Origin of the sequence: Finegoldia sp. BIOML-A2 (assembly GCF_009678315.1) — a bacterium.
GTDB lineage: Bacteria > Bacillota > Clostridia > Tissierellales > Peptoniphilaceae > Finegoldia > Finegoldia magna.
On record NZ_WKZE01000003.1, the window covers coordinates 83,831 to 100,566 of the forward strand.

21 protein-coding genes and 1 pseudogene are annotated in these 16,736 nt (G+C 33.1%); 15 read left to right on the plus strand and 7 right to left on the minus strand.

What is annotated here, in order from left to right:
* The first annotated feature begins 1 nt into the window (after position 1).
* The 7 genes from GKF99_RS04485 to GKF99_RS04515 all read left to right on the plus strand — a co-directional run bounded on the left by GKF99_RS04485 (position 2) and on the right by GKF99_RS04515 (position 4,501).
* Complete coding sequence (locus tag GKF99_RS04485; protein ID WP_094204592.1) at positions 2 to 313, plus strand: STAS domain-containing protein; 312 nt, start codon at positions 2 to 4, stop codon at positions 311 to 313.
* Positions 313 to 657, plus strand: coding sequence for an ATP-binding protein (locus tag GKF99_RS04490; RefSeq protein ID WP_002835934.1), 345 nt, complete (start codon positions 313 to 315; stop codon positions 655 to 657). The genes GKF99_RS04485 and GKF99_RS04490 overlap by 1 nt, the downstream gene beginning before the upstream one ends.
* A gap of 4 nt (positions 658 to 661) precedes the next feature.
* Complete coding sequence (locus GKF99_RS04495) at positions 662 to 1,438, plus strand: SigB/SigF/SigG family RNA polymerase sigma factor (protein ID WP_002835933.1); 777 nt, start codon at positions 662 to 664, stop codon at positions 1,436 to 1,438.
* Positions 1,439 to 2,050, plus strand: coding sequence for an ABC transporter ATP-binding protein (locus GKF99_RS04500; protein WP_154254659.1), 612 nt, complete (start codon positions 1,439 to 1,441; stop codon positions 2,048 to 2,050).
* Between the two features lies 1 nt (position 2,051).
* The gene (locus GKF99_RS04505) at positions 2,052 to 2,825 is read left to right on the plus strand and encodes an ABC transporter permease (RefSeq protein ID WP_094207876.1); all 774 of its coding nucleotides are present in this window, start codon (positions 2,052 to 2,054) and stop codon (positions 2,823 to 2,825) included.
* 13 nt (positions 2,826 to 2,838) lie between these two features.
* The gene (gene fumC, locus GKF99_RS04510) at positions 2,839 to 4,197 is read left to right on the plus strand and encodes a class II fumarate hydratase (RefSeq protein WP_154254658.1); all 1,359 of its coding nucleotides are present in this window, start codon (positions 2,839 to 2,841) and stop codon (positions 4,195 to 4,197) included.
* 73 nt (positions 4,198 to 4,270) lie between these two features.
* Positions 4,271 to 4,501 carry an LPXTG cell wall anchor domain-containing protein gene (locus tag GKF99_RS04515; RefSeq protein WP_241673568.1) on the plus strand — a complete coding sequence of 77 codons (231 nt, stop codon included), beginning with the start codon at positions 4,271 to 4,273 and terminating at the stop codon, positions 4,499 to 4,501.
* Between the two features lie 795 nt (positions 4,502 to 5,296).
* Here the strand turns inward: GKF99_RS04515 and GKF99_RS04520 are convergent.
* Positions 5,297 to 5,941, minus strand: a complete 645-nt coding sequence (locus GKF99_RS04520) for a DUF3841 domain-containing protein (RefSeq protein ID WP_154254657.1) — start codon at positions 5,939 to 5,941, stop codon at positions 5,297 to 5,299.
* Entirely contained in the window at positions 5,938 to 6,597 is a 660-nt protein-coding gene (locus tag GKF99_RS04525) for a YoaK family protein (protein WP_154254656.1), read from the minus strand. The genes GKF99_RS04520 and GKF99_RS04525 overlap by 4 nt, the downstream gene beginning before the upstream one ends.
* Positions 6,598 to 6,920: 323 nt before the next feature.
* On the opposite strand from GKF99_RS04525, the gene GKF99_RS04530 reads away from it, so the two are divergent.
* Positions 6,921 to 7,319, plus strand: coding sequence for a type II toxin-antitoxin system HicB family antitoxin (locus GKF99_RS04530; RefSeq protein WP_094206494.1), 399 nt, complete (start codon positions 6,921 to 6,923; stop codon positions 7,317 to 7,319).
* A 75-nt stretch (positions 7,320 to 7,394) separates the two neighbouring features.
* On the opposite strand, the gene GKF99_RS04535 is transcribed toward GKF99_RS04530, so the two are convergent.
* Together GKF99_RS04535 and GKF99_RS04540 are read right to left on the minus strand one after the other, a co-directional pair.
* Entirely contained in the window at positions 7,395 to 7,829 is a 435-nt protein-coding gene (locus GKF99_RS04535) for a DUF3139 domain-containing protein (RefSeq protein ID WP_154272751.1), read from the minus strand.
* A gap of 9 nt (positions 7,830 to 7,838) precedes the next feature.
* The gene (locus GKF99_RS04540) at positions 7,839 to 8,237 is read right to left on the minus strand and encodes a DUF3139 domain-containing protein (RefSeq protein WP_154272752.1); all 399 of its coding nucleotides are present in this window, start codon (positions 8,235 to 8,237) and stop codon (positions 7,839 to 7,841) included.
* Positions 8,238 to 8,344: 107 nt separating this feature from the next.
* On the opposite strand from GKF99_RS04540, the gene GKF99_RS04545 reads away from it, so the two are divergent.
* Genes GKF99_RS04545 through GKF99_RS04555 form a run of 3 tightly spaced genes read left to right on the plus strand, consistent with a single transcriptional unit; the run spans position 8,345 to position 8,916 of the window.
* On the plus strand, positions 8,345 to 8,530 hold the full coding sequence (locus GKF99_RS04545; RefSeq protein ID WP_094206588.1) for a hypothetical protein: 186 nt from the start codon (positions 8,345 to 8,347) through the stop codon (positions 8,528 to 8,530).
* A gap of 11 nt (positions 8,531 to 8,541) precedes the next feature.
* Complete coding sequence (locus GKF99_RS04550; RefSeq protein WP_094206589.1) at positions 8,542 to 8,760, plus strand: DUF2922 family protein; 219 nt, start codon at positions 8,542 to 8,544, stop codon at positions 8,758 to 8,760.
* Between the two features lie 9 nt (positions 8,761 to 8,769).
* Positions 8,770 to 8,916: a YvrJ family protein gene (locus GKF99_RS04555; protein WP_002835918.1), complete on the plus strand. Its 147-nt coding sequence runs from the start codon at positions 8,770 to 8,772 to the stop codon at positions 8,914 to 8,916.
* An 81-nt stretch (positions 8,917 to 8,997) separates the two neighbouring features.
* Here the strand turns inward: GKF99_RS04555 and GKF99_RS04560 are convergent, their stop codons facing one another.
* Positions 8,998 to 9,780 (minus strand): hypothetical protein, encoded by a 783-nt coding sequence (locus GKF99_RS04560; RefSeq protein WP_172976421.1) that lies wholly within the window; start codon positions 9,778 to 9,780, stop codon positions 8,998 to 9,000.
* A gap of 365 nt (positions 9,781 to 10,145) precedes the next feature.
* On the opposite strand from GKF99_RS04560, the gene GKF99_RS04570 reads away from it, so the two are divergent.
* From GKF99_RS04570 to GKF99_RS04585, 4 genes and pseudogenes are all read left to right on the plus strand, one after another.
* Positions 10,146 to 11,093, plus strand: coding sequence for a hypothetical protein (locus tag GKF99_RS04570; RefSeq protein WP_154272753.1), 948 nt, complete (start codon positions 10,146 to 10,148; stop codon positions 11,091 to 11,093).
* A 26-nt stretch (positions 11,094 to 11,119) separates the two neighbouring features.
* Positions 11,120 to 12,232: a hypothetical protein gene (locus tag GKF99_RS04575; RefSeq protein ID WP_154272754.1), complete on the plus strand. Its 1,113-nt coding sequence runs from the start codon at positions 11,120 to 11,122 to the stop codon at positions 12,230 to 12,232.
* A 245-nt stretch (positions 12,233 to 12,477) separates the two neighbouring features.
* A pseudogene (tnpA, locus tag GKF99_RS04580) lies at positions 12,478 to 12,903 on the plus strand (IS200/IS605 family transposase).
* 392 nt (positions 12,904 to 13,295) lie between these two features.
* Positions 13,296 to 14,909, plus strand: coding sequence for a cell wall-binding repeat-containing protein (locus GKF99_RS04585; RefSeq protein WP_154272755.1), 1,614 nt, complete (start codon positions 13,296 to 13,298; stop codon positions 14,907 to 14,909).
* 44 nt (positions 14,910 to 14,953) lie between these two features.
* On the opposite strand, the gene GKF99_RS04590 is transcribed toward GKF99_RS04585, so the two are convergent.
* On the minus strand, positions 14,954 to 16,078 hold the full coding sequence (locus GKF99_RS04590) for a transglutaminase domain-containing protein (protein WP_154272756.1): 1,125 nt from the start codon (positions 16,076 to 16,078) through the stop codon (positions 14,954 to 14,956).
* Positions 16,079 to 16,147: 69 nt separating this feature from the next.
* Positions 16,148 to 16,687, minus strand: coding sequence for a rhodanese-like domain-containing protein (locus GKF99_RS04595; protein WP_154272757.1), 540 nt, complete (start codon positions 16,685 to 16,687; stop codon positions 16,148 to 16,150).
* Positions 16,688 to 16,736: the final 49 nt, after the last annotated feature.

Below are 16,736 nucleotides of genomic sequence, written 5' to 3' on the forward strand. Positions count from 1 at the left end.
TATGCAATTAAACTACGATATAGTCACAAAAGACGAAATAATTGTAAGAATCCAAGGTGATTTGGACATTAACACTTGCGACGAATTCAGAGATGATTTATTGGAAGAATACAAGAAAAATCCAAATGACATCAGAATTGATGCGACAGATCTTTCATTTATAGATTCAACAGGACTTGGTGCTTTGATAAAAGTGTACAACGAACTAAGAGACAATAACCACAAAATCTACATCGACAATATCAAAAAACACGTCAATAAAGTGTTCACGATAACAGAAATGGACAAGATTTTCGTAATAAAGGAGATATAATGGAAGAATTCAGATTAAGTTTTCAAAATGAAAAAGAAAATGTATCTCTTATAAGACTTTCAGCATCTTTCATTGCGATGAAGTGTGGATTTTCAGTAGACGATATTGAAGATATCAAATTGTGCGCGAGTGAATGTTTGAATTTACAAAGAAACAGATCCAAAATCATCGACTGTACAATGACTATTGACGATGAATCTTTAACACTAATCTTCAAATTAGACGGATTTAATCCACGTGAAAACAACGAAAAGGATAAAATATCGGAAATGATTATCCAATCTTTAATGGATGAATACGAAATCAATGGAAGTGAGATAAAAGTAATCAAGAATAGGAAATAATATTATGGCGAATAAATCAATTAGTAAAGAAGAACAGGAGAATATTAAAGAATTATTCTTGAAATTCCAAGAAACACGAGACAAGAAAACAAGGGATACTCTCGTTGAAAAAAACCTGTATATCGCTGAAATATTAGCTAAAAAATACACAGGAAGGGGAATCGAATACGATGATTTGTACCAAGTCGCATGTATCGGACTGATCTATGCGATTGACCGCTACGATCCATCAAAAGGCTACGAATTCTCCTCCTATGCAACTCCTACAATAGTCGGAGAAATCAAGAAATATTTCAGAGACAAAGGCTGGGTCATCAGAGTTCCACGCAGAATTCAGGAACTCAACAAAAAAGTTGCCAACGCCAAGATTCACCTTGCACAAACCATGCAAAAATCTCCAACAGTTGAAGACATCGCAGATTACTTGTCGATATCCAACGAAGAAGTTTTGGAAGTGTTGGAAGGGGCGAAGGTGTATGCTCCACAATCATTGGATCAATCGATCGATCAATCAAGTGATGACAGGGACACTAATCTTAGCGATTTGATTGGAGAAGAAGACAAGGACATGCTGAAGTTTGAAAACAGGGATTTGATCAACAGATGCATGGAGGATTTGAACGAAGTTGAAAAGAAAATTCTTCTTGGAAGATATTTTGATAAGAAAACACAAATCGTGATTGCAGAGGAATTGGATATTTCCCAAATGACTGTCAGCAGAATGGAGAAGAAAATTCTCAAAAAATTCAAGGCGTCACTCAAGGAACAGCTGGAATTTTAAATGGAAATTTTGAGATTTGAAAATATTAAATTCATCAAAGAGTACGATGATTTTGCTATAGATAAAAACGAAGTAGTTTTCGTTGTGGGTAAGAGTGGAAGTGGCAAATCCACTCTTCTCAAACTTATCAACAACACATTACAAATGAAATCGGGCAGAATTTTCTACAAAGATAAAAATATTTTGAATATCAAACCTGTTGAATTGAGAAGAAACATCATAATGACTTCCCAGGAAAATTTCTTGTTTGATATGACTATAAGAGAGAATTTCCATGAGTTTTACAAGCTACGCGATTTAGAAGAATTAACTGACGAAGAAATCACGAAGTTTTTGAAAATCACTAATTTCGATGTCGATTTGAACCTCAATGTTGAGAAACTTTCCGGAGGAGAAAAGCAAAGGGTATTCTTGGCTATTGCTCTTAGCTTAGATCCTGAGGTTTTGTTATTGGATGAGCCGACAAGTGCGTTGGACAATAAGACTGCATTTGATATGATGAAAAATATCGTGGATTATTGCAAACACAACGACATTACACTTGTAGTTGTGAGTCACGCTAGACAATTAGTCGACGAATTTGCAGATAAAATAATCGATTTGGGAGAATAAAATGGGAATAATTAAAATACCATGGACTAGGTTCGTTCTGATTTATTTGCTTTTGTTAGTTGTGTTATTCGTAATGAAGAAATGTCGTATCAACAAAACAAAAATGCTAGTTGTAGCAAGTGTTCGTATGACTGTACAACTTATAATCGCAGGGTTCATTCTAACTTATGTGATAAATTCGAACAACAATTTATTTGTAATAATTTACATATTGATAATGGCGGCATTCAGCAGTTTAAAAGTTTTCAAAGGAAATCATTTATCTGACAAATTCAAAGCGATTATAGGATTTAGCATATTATTTTCAGGATTACTTGTGGAGTGCTTCTACGTAGGATTTGTAATCAGAAAACCTATCTTCGATGCACAATATGCGATTCCAATTTCTGGGATGCTTTTCGGAAACACGATGACGGCTGTGAATTTGGGAGTAAATTACTTAAACGAAAATCTGAAACTAAACAAAAATAAAATCACAACGTTAATTAATTTGGGAGTAAGTGCAGACACAGCACTCATTCCTATTGTCAATCGATCCGTAGAAATGGCGATACTACCGAATTTGAACAGCATGATTGCTATGGGAATTATAAGTCTTCCTGGAATGATGACAGGACAAATCCTATCCGGAGTTAGCCCAAACACTGCAATAATTTATCAGATATCTGTGATGATAGCCATCTGCGCGAGCGTTAACATTGCAAGTTTCTTGTCGCTTTATTTGGGATACAAAAGTTTGATTAATAATAGAGAGCAAATAAATTTTGAATTATAATTGGAGGAAAAAAATGAGAATTGAAAAGGATTCTATCGGTGAAATCGAAGTAAGTGACGATGTTTTGTGGGGAGCACAAACTCAAAGAAGTTTCAACAATTTTAAAATTGGAACAGAAAAAATGCCACTTGAAGTCATCAAAGCGCTCACAAGATTAAAAAAAGCGTGTGCGATTTCTAATAACAAATTGGGAAAACTTACAGACGAAAAGAAGGATTTGATTGTGGGTGCATGTGATGAAATCTTGGATCACAAACATGACAGCGAATTTCCACTAGCTGTGTGGCAAACTGGATCTGGAACGCAATCCAACATGAATGTGAACGAAGTCATCGCACACATCGCAAACCAAAAGATTGGGGAGAACATCATTCATCCGAACGATGATGTGAACAAATCCCAAAGCTCCAACGATACATTTCCATCTGCAATCCACATTGCACTTAAACATATGATTGATTCAGAACTAATCGAAGAATTAGAAAACACTGAAAAAGTCTTCGAAAAATTGATGGAAGAAAATAAAGATATCATCAAAATCGGACGTACACATTTACAAGATGCAGTGCCTCTAAGATTGTCACAAGAAATATCGGGATGGCTTTTCATGATTAGAAAAGGCAAACAACACATCATTGAAGCAAGCAAAGCGTTAAACGAACTTGCAATTGGAGCTACAGCCGTTGGAACAGGACTCAACGCAGTTAAAGGATTCGACCAAATGGTAGTAGATGAAATAAATGCCCAAACAAAAGGAGAATTCGTCACTGCAGAAAACAAATTCCACGCACTTACATCAAAAGATGCAATAAGCTATACTCATGGAGCAATCACAGCCCTTGCTAATAATTTGATGAAAATTGCAAATGATGTGAGATTTTTGGCAAGTGGTCCAAGGTGTGGAATCGGAGAATTATCAATTCCAGCAAATGAACCGGGCTCATCAATCATGCCTGGCAAAGTAAATCCAACACAAGCAGAAGCATTGACTATGGTTTGTGTACAAATAATGGGCAACAACACGACAATTCAAGTCGCAGCAAGCCAAGGAAATTACGAACTAAACGTGTATATGCCTGTGATTATTTATAACGCGTTGCAATCAGTAAGACTAATAAAAGATGCTACAAAATCTTTTACAGATAATTGTCTAAGAGGACTCAAAGCAAACAGAGAAGTCATCGATTATTATTTGAACAATTCGTTGATGCTAGTCACTGCCCTTAACACCAAAATTGGCTACGACAAAGCTAGTACAATCGCAAAATACGCACACAAAAACAACACAACACTTAAACAAGCTTCCCTTGATTTGGAAATTCTAACAGAAGAAGAATTTGACGAATACGTCGACCCTACAAAAATGTGCTAGTTAAAAAAATATTTTATATTGAAAAATAATAATATAAAATATATAATAAGTGTGAGGGTAATGGGGGGAGAATATGAAAAAGAAATTAACGATATATGTGGTAGTAGTGATGACATTTCTGATGCATATTGGATATGACATAAGCTACGGTCAAAAAGAAAGTAACATAATGAAAATGTTGGCTAGTACACAAACTTTGCCAAAAGCAGGCATAGACAACGAGCATATTTTAATAAGCATCGCTTGTTTAATAATAATTACTGGTGCATTTTTTGTGTTTTTTAAAAAAAGAGAAAAGAAGTAAGTTATTGATTTACTTAGATAGGAAAACTCACGCAGTTAAGCATATTGCACATATGCTTAGCTGTTTTTTTTGTTTATCTACAAATGTAGTTTCAGTGTGTAAAACAAAAAATCATCAAGCACGATTGCTTTGCTAACATAGGTAAACTCACGCAGTTAAGCATATTGCACGAATATCTAGACTACGAAAATTTGTTATTTCTAAATCTCGAAACCCTAAAATTTGAAGCTCACTTCGTTCGGCGGTCAAATTTTGGCCGGGTTTCTTCGATTTGTAATCAACAAAATTTTCTCCGTATGATATTCTTAGCAATAAGGCTTAACTGCTTTTTTGTTGCTTATTAAAATACTTTATAGGGAAGAATAAAGATGTGTAGAAAACCAAAATTACTTGTAATAATCTACTAGGTATTTTTTGATGAAATCTGTTGAATTTGATGGGGAAAATCTGTATGTAATTTTGGTAATCTACTTTTTGTAATTTATCAACATACTTGGTTTTGAAATGGGGGATTTTGTGTAGAAGAAGTTTGTTGTTTGAATATTTATTGCTTAGATAGGTAAATTCACGCAGATTAAGCATATTGCACGAATATCTAGACTACGAAAATTTGTGATTTCTAAATCTCGAAACCCTAAAATTTGAAGCTCACTACGTTCGGCGGTCAAATTTTAGCCGGGTTTCTTCGATTTGAAACAACTTGAATTTTCTCCGTATGATATTCTTAGCAATAAGGCTTAACTGCTTTTTTATTTTATCAACAAAAAAAATCTTAGATTTAATTGTCTAAGATTTTTACAAATAATCTATTAAATTTTCTTCTGATATATCTATTGGGTCGTCATGGTAGTATACTTTGACTATCATGTCTTCTGTGATTTCCCAGATGTTTCCTTGGACTGCGAAGATGTTCCATTCATCGATGTCGAAGATTCGTTTGTAGCTTTGATATATTTTTTTATATTCTTCAGGATACAAATATCTATAGTCTTCGGAGCCTATTAGAAACGGGTTGGGCATTTTGTTATCTTTTAAATATTTGTAGTATTGTTTCAAATCGTCTTCATTTAATGGTACGTAGTGGTTGTTGAGGACGTAGTCCCATTTTGCTCCATCTAGATAGACGATTTTTTCTGAGGGTACTTTGAGGCAATACGCTACGGAGTTTTCGTCTGGTTTCATGCAGTTTTTGTTACTGACTGAGCACCAAATCGGTAGTTTTACATCATCAGGTTTTGAGACGATTTGTTCTGCTTGTTTGACAAAATAGGTGTATTTTTCTCTGAAAAACTCATAGATGTCTCCCAAATGTTCACTTGCGTATTCCAATTTGTTGATGAATCTTTTTTCTTTTTTTAATACGTCTAGTGATCTTTTATCTTGCATTGTGTAAAGCATTACGTATCCATTTGTTTCATTTGGGTTTTTCATTTGTTTCATTTTTTGTTCCTTTCTGTTTCGTGCATTATGATGAATGCGATGAGTATTATGACAGGAAGTACGAGTATTGATTTTGTTGAGTAGACAATTGATGTTAGTGTTCCGATTATACAACCTAGTATGAATATCAAGATTGCAGAATATGTCGTAAATGATGCTTTGAGTAGGTTGTTATCTTTTGTGTAGAAGTAGTCGATGAGTCTGTCGGTTGCTTTTTTCAAATTTCCTGTGCACATTGTCGTCATTAAATCTACTCCATTGAATCTTCGAAACGCTTCGATTTGCATTGCGCACACGAATGATATGAGAAGACATGCTAATTTGTTCAAATTTTCTGGGATAAATCCAACTAATGCGAGGATTATTCCTTCAAAAACTATTATAACTTGTCTCCAATGTACGATTTTCATGTATTTGTGCTTTTTCTCAAATATTCTAACCAAAGTTGTCCCCAAAATGAATGCAATAATCGGCATAACGTAGCGCACTATTTTGTCCAAATTCCCGTAGCAAATATTAATCGAGAGTAGTACAAGATTTCCTGTTTGTGCGAATGCGAAAACTCCACCACGGGTTACGTAGCTGTAGCTATCCAAGAATCCTCCGATTAGTGTTAGTATGAACATAATTTGTAAACTTTCAGATTTCTGTGTCATTAAATCACCTGCTTATTTGATTACATTATACCATTTTTTCATTTATAGAAAAAACCAACTGGATTACAACGTAGCAATCATCCTATCGGCAATGGTTGCGCTACTACAATTTATAAAAACAACAAGCTCATCTTATTAGGTGAGCTTGTTTATTTTGTATGCAAAAAAATAATATAAAACTAATCCGTAATATTGACACGTGTTTTATACGTGCTAAAATTAAATTGCATAGGAGATTTTACAACAAAAACTTTAAAGAGCATATACAAACAGGATGGTTGGTAAACCAGCCGCTATCTCTCGAAATTTAGGAGTGTGATATTATGAAAAATGATATTTTGTATCCAGTTGTAATGAGCAAGGAAGATGGTGGATATTTTGCTCAATGCTATGATTACGAAGAAATATATGCCGAAGGGAATACAATCGAAGAAGCATTGAAAAATATCAAGGAAGTTTTTGGATTAATTTTTTATGATCTTGAAGAAGATGAATACAAGAAAGCTTCTAAGATTGAAGATATAATGAAAGAACTCAAAGAAGGAGAATTTGTCGTTTATGTCAACGTGTGGTTACCTTACGAATTTTCTAAGGTAAAAGTTGTGAATACTAAAAAAACACTTACTATTCCGAATCACTTGAACATGCTAGGACAATACAAAAACATTAATTTCTCCAAAATTCTCACCGAAGCACTAGAAAAAGAATTGAATGTGAAATAATACTACATCAATCTAAATACAATTTATAAAAACAACAAGCTCATCTTATTAGATGAGCTTTTGTTTTGTGTAGAATTATTTCCAAGTGTTTAGACATTTTTGATACTTAATATAATCAGCAAACGGCTTTCTTGCAAGGTAGTTGTGATTGTCTATCATATTTTTTTCTTTTTCTAATTTTTTATCATAAGCAAAACAAAACATCTTGTTGTAGTTATTTTTTCTAGGATTCAAATAAACATTTGAGTACAAGAAATAACGATACTCATATTGTGTATTGGGATCATCTTTGAAATATATCGTAAAACATGTAGTGTTCTTACTTGCATAATTATATTGTTCTATTGATTTGATGTTGGATCTGTCGGTTCCTTGTAAAGCTAGGACTTGATCGAGTTTTTTGTTTGCGAAATGGTTTTGAATTGGATGATCAACAACCCACCACACAACATTGTAAATCACGAAAATACAGATCACTATTTTGATAAATTTGAATAATTTATTTTTCATATTTACCTCCTAATACCATCCATCAGTGTATTTCATGTATTTTGCCTTTTTAAAATAAGTGTTACCAATTGGACTTCCAGTAGCGTATTCGTAAATATAAACACTGATTTTGTTGGTATCTTCAAACAAATGCGGCAAATTAGACAATCTAAAACTAGTCAAATGATAACTATAATTATATTCAACCAATGGATCATCCTTGAAAATCACATAAAAATCATAATCTCCATTTTTATAATTATATCCCGATGAAATCTTCAAAATATTATCTTTGCTTGTTCCTTGCTTTTCCATAAAAGAATACAGCTTGTGTTTGCCACAAAAATATTGAACTGGATGATTGTAAGTCCAGCCAACAACTAAGTAGACGATTACAATCGTAAGTAAAATCTTTAATAACCTTTTCATAAATTTCACAACCTTTCTTGTGTTAATTACATTATACCCAAATTTTTCAAATCAGAATAGTAATAATTCTCCCCGGAATGTATGTATAAATGAAAGGGGGAGTGAAAATGAAAAAATTAAAAATCACTTCAGTAAATGATGTAAACGGAACACAAAAGAAAAGTTCCAAGACATTCAGTAATTTATCATCAACAGTTACTAACGAAAATTTGAAAAGTGCAGCGTATGCAATCAATTCATTAGTAGATTCTGATGAAAAACATGCGTATGTAGTAGAAGAAACAGAACTTTAGGAGGTATTTAAATGCAAGAATATTTACAAATCAAAATAGGCAATGATTCAAATGAAACAATGACCATCAATTTAACTAACTATGACCGTGCGAAAACTGAACAAGAAATCAGCACAATAATGGACAAAATCTTAGAAGCAAAAACATTCACTGGCAAAAAAGATATCTACAACAAAAAAGTCTCAGCAGATGTAATAACTGTAGATAAAAAACCAATGAACATACAATAAGGATAACCAATGGACGAATTCTTAAGTTTTGTCGGTAACGTCGGCTTTCCCATTTCAGTGACAGCATTTCTTCTAATCAGAGTTGAATCCAGATTAGAAGATATCAAAATCTCCATTGAAAAGCTGAACGCCATCCTCACTAACTTAAACAGATAACCTTAATTTCATATATCATTTCCTAAAATTAAATCAACAAACCGGTAAGTCTCTTGTAAGATTTACCGGTTTTTTACGTAATTATATCTTGTATCCAATTATTTTTTCATCTACTTCTCTGATTATATCATCTGATAAATTATTAACATCAAAACGATAGGCAGTGTTTTTTCGTGGATTAAAAACCCCCAAATATTTAATATTTTTAAAAGTTTCGTAATCGCTACGCAAACCCATTCTCCAATATATTAATATTTGAAGAGTGTGATTTTTATTAAATTTGTTCTTCAACACCTTTAAATCCCACAACGTATCATTAGTCAAATAATCACCATCACCAGTTGATATCACATCAGTATATCCACCTTCAAATGTAAAACCGTCTGATACAATAGGGCCGTAAATATCGAAAAACTTCAACGTGCGTTCAACCAAAATTCTTGTCGCAGCTATTGATTGTTTGTTTGGGTTAATACTTTCAACAGGAACATAATTTTGAACACCTGCTCGAAGCACAACATCAAAACCAGTCAATTTAATAGCGTTGAAAATCGATGTATCATCAAGACCTGTCACATTATTTAACAAAATAGCAGCATCTTCTTCTTTTTTTATATTTATCGCACCAAATATCGAAATCTTAAAAGATTCAACCAAGTCTTTGCTAATCATAAACCTTGACAAATAATCTACCGACATCCCAATCAAACTCGCATGAACATTGATACAATCGAAAATACTCTCATCACAATCTCCAAGCACATTTTCTTCGAAATCACTTGGTTTTATGTATCCACCACGGGGTTGTTCTACAGATTTTACTCTTTGAGTGACAGATATTCCGCCTAAATTTTTAAATTCCACAACGATTCCTTCTTTACTAATTAGTTATAAGATTTATACCCTATTTTAATCAACAAAAAATCGACTCATTAAGAGCCGATTTTCTTACTTAAATTTACAATTTATTTTGCTTCTTCAAATTTGATGTTGTATTCAAAATCTGCTGGGTTGTAATAATCAAGAGCTTTTCCTTCTACTTCTGCGTATGGATAACCGAAGTTATTAAGTGGGTTGTCATCTTGTTTTGGTTCAAGAGTAAGATCACGTCCTGTAGTTAATTGAAATAAAATAATCCTTTTCCTCGTTATATTACTGTTGTAAAAAAAATTATATTTGATATAATTAGTATATATTATTTGATTTTATGATTAAAAAAAGGAGGGTTTATGATAAATTTAAGTCAATTAAATCGTGAAGAGCTCATGGATTACTTTGCCAGTGCTCACAACCAGCTTCTAATTGCAGAAGATTTAACCAAAGAATACAATAATTTGAAATCGCAAATTAGGAGTACTATCGAGCAAAATGATATTTTAAAAAGTCAAATATCGGAAAGTTTAGCAGTGGCAAAAAAGTATGCTAACAGAACAGGCCACTCTTATGCAACAGATTTGGATAGTTTTTTGAATAATGCAGCTACGACCCTAGGATTTGCAGGAGGTTACTCTTTATTTGATAATTTTAAGGGAATTTTTGGTGGTTTTAAAAATTGGCTAAAAGATGGCTGTCTTACTTATATAATACTTGGTGTTATCTTTTTTTCAATAATACCAAAAATTTTACCAAATATGTCAGAAAAAGCATTTTTAACTTCACTTTTAAGTATAATGATTTTCAGCCTAGTTATCTATCCAATAATAAAGGCTTTAAAAAGGCAGAAAGTTGCCATAAATAAGATTAACCAAGAGATTTTAGAAAACAATGCCTATTTAGAAGAAGAGGCTAATAAGCTTGATGCTGAGATAGAAAAAGAAGTTGAAAAATGGAATAATATGTTCCCAGAATTTCCAATGCAATATGCCTATACTTATGCAACCTACTATTTTTACCAAGCCTTGAAAACATATAGGGCTGATAATATTAAGGAAGTGATTAATTCTTTTGAAGAATATTTGTATAGGGAGAGGATGATTGATGCACAAAACGAAATTATACAAGAGCAGAGAGCGAATAATATAATTGCGGAACAAAACCTCTATGTAAACTTAGCTAACCTAAATGAACTAAGGAACCAAACTCAAGTAATCCAAAATGAGTCCCGTAATATCAGAAATACAATTTCAAATGAGGCTAATAGTACAAGGAGTTTCCTTGGTTCTTTGTTAAAAAAATAAAACCAAATTTAATAAAGGGGAAAAATATGAATAGAAAATTAGTAGGATTAATTAGTCTTAGCCTTTCTTTGTCATTTACTCTTACTGCTTGTTCAGTTAAAACAGATAAAAGCTCAGAAGATGGTGCAAAAACCAATCGTGTTGAAGTGGCGACCGATAAAGAAGACAAGAAAAAAGAAGATAAGAAATCTAATGAAAATAATCAAAAATTATCACACTTATATAATAAGATATTAGATAATATAGACTCTTATGAATTTTCTGATGTTGAAGAAGGTAAATATACTTATTCTTATGCCCTCGTAAAGACAGATAAATCTGATTATCCTGGGCTATTAGTAGGTAAAGATATGGATTATGGCCTATCTTATCTAAAGCTATTCACAGCCAATGATGATTTTACTGGGGAATATATTACTGATGAGTTACTAACTATAGGTGTAGCAGCTGCTGGTGGTTTTAGGGGAAGGCTCTCACAAAATGCTGATTATGACGCCCTAATTTATACAACATTCATGTCAGGCACCGGAGAAGGTGAACAAGAGAAAATTACCACATCAATTACAAATGATGCCCTTAAATTTGGTAGAGAAGTTATTTGGGAAGGAAAAATTGATGCCCTAGGTCCAGATGATTCAAAAGAAATAGAATTTTTTAGGATTGAAGATAGGGATAAGATTAATGACTTGGCCAGCATTAAAGATGGCGAATATATAAAATTCTTAAACCAAGCAAAGGATAAAAAAGAAGAAAGCAAGGAAAATACAGCCGGGTCTTTAGAAGGTAAAATCAAGGCCGAACGTGATGCCGGAAATATGGTTGCTACAGGAAAAGTAAAAGTTTTTAACCATGATGAAATGATTGCTTACCAGAACCAACATCCGGAAATGTTTCCAGACATGGGCGAAAATTACACAGTCCTTATCTTAGATAAGCCTATGGATTTCACTTTGCAATCAGGTGGAGGTGGAGGAAATTTTACAAGAAGCGCTAATCTTATAAGTCTGCCTAAGGATATGATGTCTTATAAGGGTAAGAGAATTACAATAAGTTTCGCTCCTAGTGATGGTCATTGGCAATCTGATGTCAGCCTACCAATGGATGCTCCAAGAATGCACCAGGTGAAAGTTTTAGAATAATATTTTTATTAACAAACAAAATGTACCAAGTTTAGACGTTTAATTAAACTTGGTACATTTTTTTATGTCCACTTAAGTGAGTTGAGCGAACGAAAGAGAGCGAAACAAAAATCCACCTGCTATGCAGGTGGAGGAATTTAGCTTTAGCTTCAAGCACCAAGAAAACCTCCTTAAAGTATAATTGTGATAATCATATGCACAACTAAACAAGGAGGTTAAAACTTTGATAAGAAAGTTTATCATATATAAAGTGGAGATGCAAATACCATATAGTCTTTGCACCAAAATATAGAAGATAAGTAATATACAGACAACTAAGAAAAGCTATAGGCAGCATACTTCGAGAATTGTGTTCAAGAAAAGGAATAAAAATAATAGAAGCAGAACTATGTCCAGACCATGTACACATGCTTGTAGAAATACCACCAAAATATTCAATATCACAAATAATGGGATATTTAAAAGGAAAAAGCTCGCTGATAATATTCGATAGACATGCCAACTTAAAATATAAATATGGAAACAGACACTTTTGGTGCAGAGGATATTATGTAGATACGGTGGGAAGAAATGAAAAGAAAATAAAAGAATATATACAAAATCAATTAAAAGAAGACTATTATGCTGACCAAATAAGTATAGTGAGAGTCTTAGAAAAAACTGTAGCATAAATGATACAATTTAACAACATAGAATGTGGCTGTTTCAAGCCTTTCTAAAGCAATTGGTTTTTACAGGCCATTAAGAATAGGTCTTTTTTTTATTACTCATTTTACTAATTTCCTATCTATGCACACTCCTAGAAAAATAAAAGTTTATACTTTTTAATTTTTTTAGTTAAGTGGGTGCAAGAACAAATGAACTAATGTTATCTAAATATGTTAGATGGGGTATAATTAATATACATCATATAATTGCAATATAGTAAGAATTATAAGTCAATTACATTTCACTAAGTGAATGTGTATGCTTGTTAAAAGCCGTAGCAAAAAGGTTATTATAACAGATGAATTTTAGTATATAATAATATTAACCTAGAAAAATAAAAAAGGAGAAAAAAAGTATGAACAAGAAAATCTTGAAATCGGTTTTAGCTTTAACATTGGCAATGTCTATGTTGGCACCAGCAAATGTTTTAGCTAGTAGTGAACACAGAATCTCAGGTCAATCTAGATTTGACACAGCTGTTGAATTAGCGAAATTAACAAAAAGTGATACAGCCGTAGTAATGAATTATCAAAAATTCCCAGACGCAATCACTGCAACAAAAGTAGCGGCAGCTCACAGCCCAATCTATTTCACAGCAAAAGATAGAATGGATGGTAAAACTTTATACACTATTCTAAACAAACATAAAAAAGTTGTAATAGTTGGTGGTGAAGGATCTGTTAGCAAAACTGTTGAAAATCAATTATCAGGTCTTGACATTAAAAGAGTTGATGGAGCTAATAGATACGATACAAACGCAAAAGGTTTGACTAATACCGAAAAGTTAATAGTAGTTAGTGGTGAACAATTTGCAGATGCTTTGGTAACATCATCAATATCCAAAAAAATTCGCGCTGATGTAGCATTAACTCAAAAAAACAAAGTACCTAACGGTTTGAAAAATTACTTAAAGAATAACAAAGGTATAAAAAAAATATTTATCATAGGTGGTAAAGCATCAGTTAGTCCAAAAGTTGAAAACGAGTTACAATCTTACACTAATGCGGACGTTAGTAGAGTTAGTGGCTATGATAGATATGAAACATCTGAAAGATTAGCCGACCTAGTTAAAAACCCTAAATACACTATTGTAAACGGTGAACAATTTGCAGATAACTTATTAGCTTCTCCATTCTCTCAAAGAGAAAACAGAAGTATTATCTTGACAAAAAGAACAAACCATTCAAAATATGTTATGAACATATTTAAGAACAAAGATTACGTTGTAATAGGTGGTAAATCTCAAGTAGAAATACCTACATTTGGCAAATCAACTGAAGGTAAAACTAAACCTACTGAAGAAAAGCCAAATGAAAAGCCAAATGAAAAGCCAAATAGAAAACCAGCAGAACCAAAACCAGAGGAAAAACCAACAGAGCCAGAAAAACCTGCTGAAGATAAATTATTAGACGTTGATGCCCCAGAATTATCAGCAAAAGAAAAAGAGTTAATCAAACTTGTAAATGATTACAGACAACAACATGGTAAAAAAAGACTAAAAGTTAGTAAATCATTGATGAAAGTCGCTAGAACTCATATCAACGACTTAAATATGAATTTTGATTGGCACAACCCTCCATTCGATGCTAGAGGAATAGAAGGAAATATGCACTCATGGTCTAATAAAGGTAACTGGACTCCAGTAATTTATACTAGAGATCATGAATATAGTCCCCTAATGTGGAATAAACCTAAAGAAATTGCTGGTTATAACCAATCTGGATATGAAATAGCTGCAGGGACATCTATACCTCAATATGCATTAGAATTATGGCAAAACTCTCCAGGACATAACGATGTAATCTTATCTCAAAATGGTTGGAAAGATCCAGCCCCAGAACTAGTTGAAGATGGTTTGACAGGACTAGCTAATATGGGTGTAGCTATTAATGGTGACTACGCTTGTATTTGGTTTTCACGTGACAACAACGGAATACTAGACCCTATGGGATACTATGAGTTCAACTAAAAACAACAAAAGAGTAGACAATGTTGTCTACTCTTTTTTAATGCTTATTTTGCTTCTTCAAATTTGATGTTATATTCAAAATCTGCTGGATTGTAGTAATCAAGTGCTTTGCCTTCTACTTCAGCGTATGGATAACCGAAGTTATTAAGTGGTTTGTCGTCTTGTTTTGGTTCAAGAGTAAGATCACGACCTGTAGTTAATGCTACACGAAGTGAATCCATTCCGCCCCAATAATAATCAGCAAGTTCTTTTGTTTTTTCATCAGATTTGTCTAGTTTTTGTTTCAAAACAGCTTTCAAAACATCGCCTGGATCTGCCTTAACCCAACCTTGACCTTGAAGGTAGAATTCAGACCAGCAGTGTTGACCTTTAGTTTCATCATCAGATGCTTTTTTGCTCATTCTTACACCGAAGATTTCACGTGCAGGAACACCACTTGCTCTACACAAAGCTACGAAAACTGAGTGAATGTCAGTACATTTACCTTGTGGCATATCCAATAATTTTTCAACTTCACCAGTACCGCAACCTTTTACAGATTCGTCACGGTTCATATTAGCGATAGTCCAATCGTAAATTGCTTTTACTTTGTCCAAATCAGTAGTCTTACCTTCAGTGATTTTGTCGGCAAGTTCTTTTACTTTACCATCAACAGGCATCATGCTGTTTGGTTGTAAGAATTCTTTAAGTTCGTCTTTTTTAGCTTGGTCTTCTTTTTCAGTAAGTTCTCCTCTTTTGATTTCCTTACGTTCAGCATCAAATGATAGTGAAACCTTACGATCAGTTGCTTCATTGTCCCATTCAACATAAAGCATCTTATTACCTAACTTGTCAGTAGTTTGTTGTTGTTTAGCGTGAGCTTCATCCAAATCCACCTTAACGTTAGAAATCTTTTGGTATTCTGAATCTTGTGGAATTGGTAACCACAATTTTACAGATTTGCCTTTATCGTATTTTGACAAATCAACATTTGTTGTCAAAGTTCCTTTTCTTTCTGCGAAGTTTTCTTCCTTCTTTTCTTCGTCTTTCTTTACTTCTACTTTATTAGTTTCTTCCTTTGCAGTTTCTTCCTTCTTAGTTTCAGTAGTTTCTTGTGTGTTATTCTTAGCACATGCTGACAAGCTAACCACAAATACCAATAAAAGTAAAATTTTTAATGCTTTTTTCAAAAAACATCCCCCTTTATATATTTTTACATAAAATTAGGCAATACATGAAGTATTGCCCAATTAAATATCTTATTTTGCTGCAGAACCTTCGATTTTATATCCTGCATCCACCCAAGCAACAATTCCGCCTGGGTGACGATATACATTTGTAAATCCAGCTTCTTTTGCGATAATTGCGCCGACATCACTTCTAGCACAACCAACAAAACCACAGTATACAACAACAGTTTTATTTTTGTCATCTCCCAAAGCTTTCAAGAAAGCTTCTTTTTGTTCTGGTTTTAATTCGTCTGCTTTCATAGGCAATTCAGCATTTACAGCGCCAGGAATTCTGTTTTTGTCAAAAGATTTAGCTGGCATAGTATCCACTATAACCATGTCTTTCTTTTGGTCAATCCATGAATTCAAATCTTCTGTAGATACAAGTTCATATCCACCCTTGTTGACAGCATTTACAAGTTTCATACTTGCAGTTTCAATTTTTTGTTCGTTACCATCTTTTGCAGTTCCAGGACCTTTGTTATCAGCTCCAGGAGCAGCTTTTTGGCAACCAGTTGCCAATACTAAAATCATGGCAAACAATGTCAAAGCTTTAATGAATTTCTTCATTATGTAATCCCTCCTAAAATATTCTATATACTTATTATATCGTAAAATT

Excerpts from the sequence above, each read along its gene's own strand:
- GKF99_RS04485 (WP_094204592.1), top strand. The coding sequence starts at position 2 with ATGCAATTAAACTACGATATAGTCACAAAAGACGAAATAATTGTAAGA.
- GKF99_RS04490 (WP_002835934.1), top strand. The coding sequence starts at position 313 with ATGGAAGAATTCAGATTAAGTTTTCAAAATGAAAAAGAAAATGTATCT.
- GKF99_RS04495 (WP_002835933.1), top strand. The coding sequence starts at position 662 with ATGGCGAATAAATCAATTAGTAAAGAAGAACAGGAGAATATTAAAGAA.
- GKF99_RS04500 (WP_154254659.1), top strand. The coding sequence starts at position 1,439 with ATGGAAATTTTGAGATTTGAAAATATTAAATTCATCAAAGAGTACGAT.
- GKF99_RS04505 (WP_094207876.1), top strand. The coding sequence starts at position 2,052 with ATGGGAATAATTAAAATACCATGGACTAGGTTCGTTCTGATTTATTTG.
- fumC (WP_154254658.1), top strand. The coding sequence starts at position 2,839 with ATGAGAATTGAAAAGGATTCTATCGGTGAAATCGAAGTAAGTGACGAT.
- GKF99_RS04515 (WP_241673568.1), top strand. The coding sequence starts at position 4,271 with ATGAAAAAGAAATTAACGATATATGTGGTAGTAGTGATGACATTTCTG.
- GKF99_RS04520 (WP_154254657.1), bottom strand. The coding sequence starts at position 5,941 with ATGAAACAAATGAAAAACCCAAATGAAACAAATGGATACGTAATGCTT.
- GKF99_RS04525 (WP_154254656.1), bottom strand. The coding sequence starts at position 6,597 with ATGACACAGAAATCTGAAAGTTTACAAATTATGTTCATACTAACACTA.
- GKF99_RS04530 (WP_094206494.1), top strand. The coding sequence starts at position 6,921 with ATGAAAAATGATATTTTGTATCCAGTTGTAATGAGCAAGGAAGATGGT.
- GKF99_RS04535 (WP_154272751.1), bottom strand. The coding sequence starts at position 7,829 with ATGAAAAATAAATTATTCAAATTTATCAAAATAGTGATCTGTATTTTC.
- GKF99_RS04540 (WP_154272752.1), bottom strand. The coding sequence starts at position 8,237 with ATGAAAAGGTTATTAAAGATTTTACTTACGATTGTAATCGTCTACTTA.
- GKF99_RS04545 (WP_094206588.1), top strand. The coding sequence starts at position 8,345 with ATGAAAAAATTAAAAATCACTTCAGTAAATGATGTAAACGGAACACAA.
- GKF99_RS04550 (WP_094206589.1), top strand. The coding sequence starts at position 8,542 with ATGCAAGAATATTTACAAATCAAAATAGGCAATGATTCAAATGAAACA.
- GKF99_RS04555 (WP_002835918.1), top strand. The coding sequence starts at position 8,770 with ATGGACGAATTCTTAAGTTTTGTCGGTAACGTCGGCTTTCCCATTTCA.
- GKF99_RS04570 (WP_154272753.1), top strand. The coding sequence starts at position 10,146 with ATGATAAATTTAAGTCAATTAAATCGTGAAGAGCTCATGGATTACTTT.
- GKF99_RS04575 (WP_154272754.1), top strand. The coding sequence starts at position 11,120 with ATGAATAGAAAATTAGTAGGATTAATTAGTCTTAGCCTTTCTTTGTCA.
- GKF99_RS04585 (WP_154272755.1), top strand. The coding sequence starts at position 13,296 with ATGAACAAGAAAATCTTGAAATCGGTTTTAGCTTTAACATTGGCAATG.
- GKF99_RS04595 (WP_154272757.1), bottom strand. The coding sequence starts at position 16,687 with ATGAAGAAATTCATTAAAGCTTTGACATTGTTTGCCATGATTTTAGTA.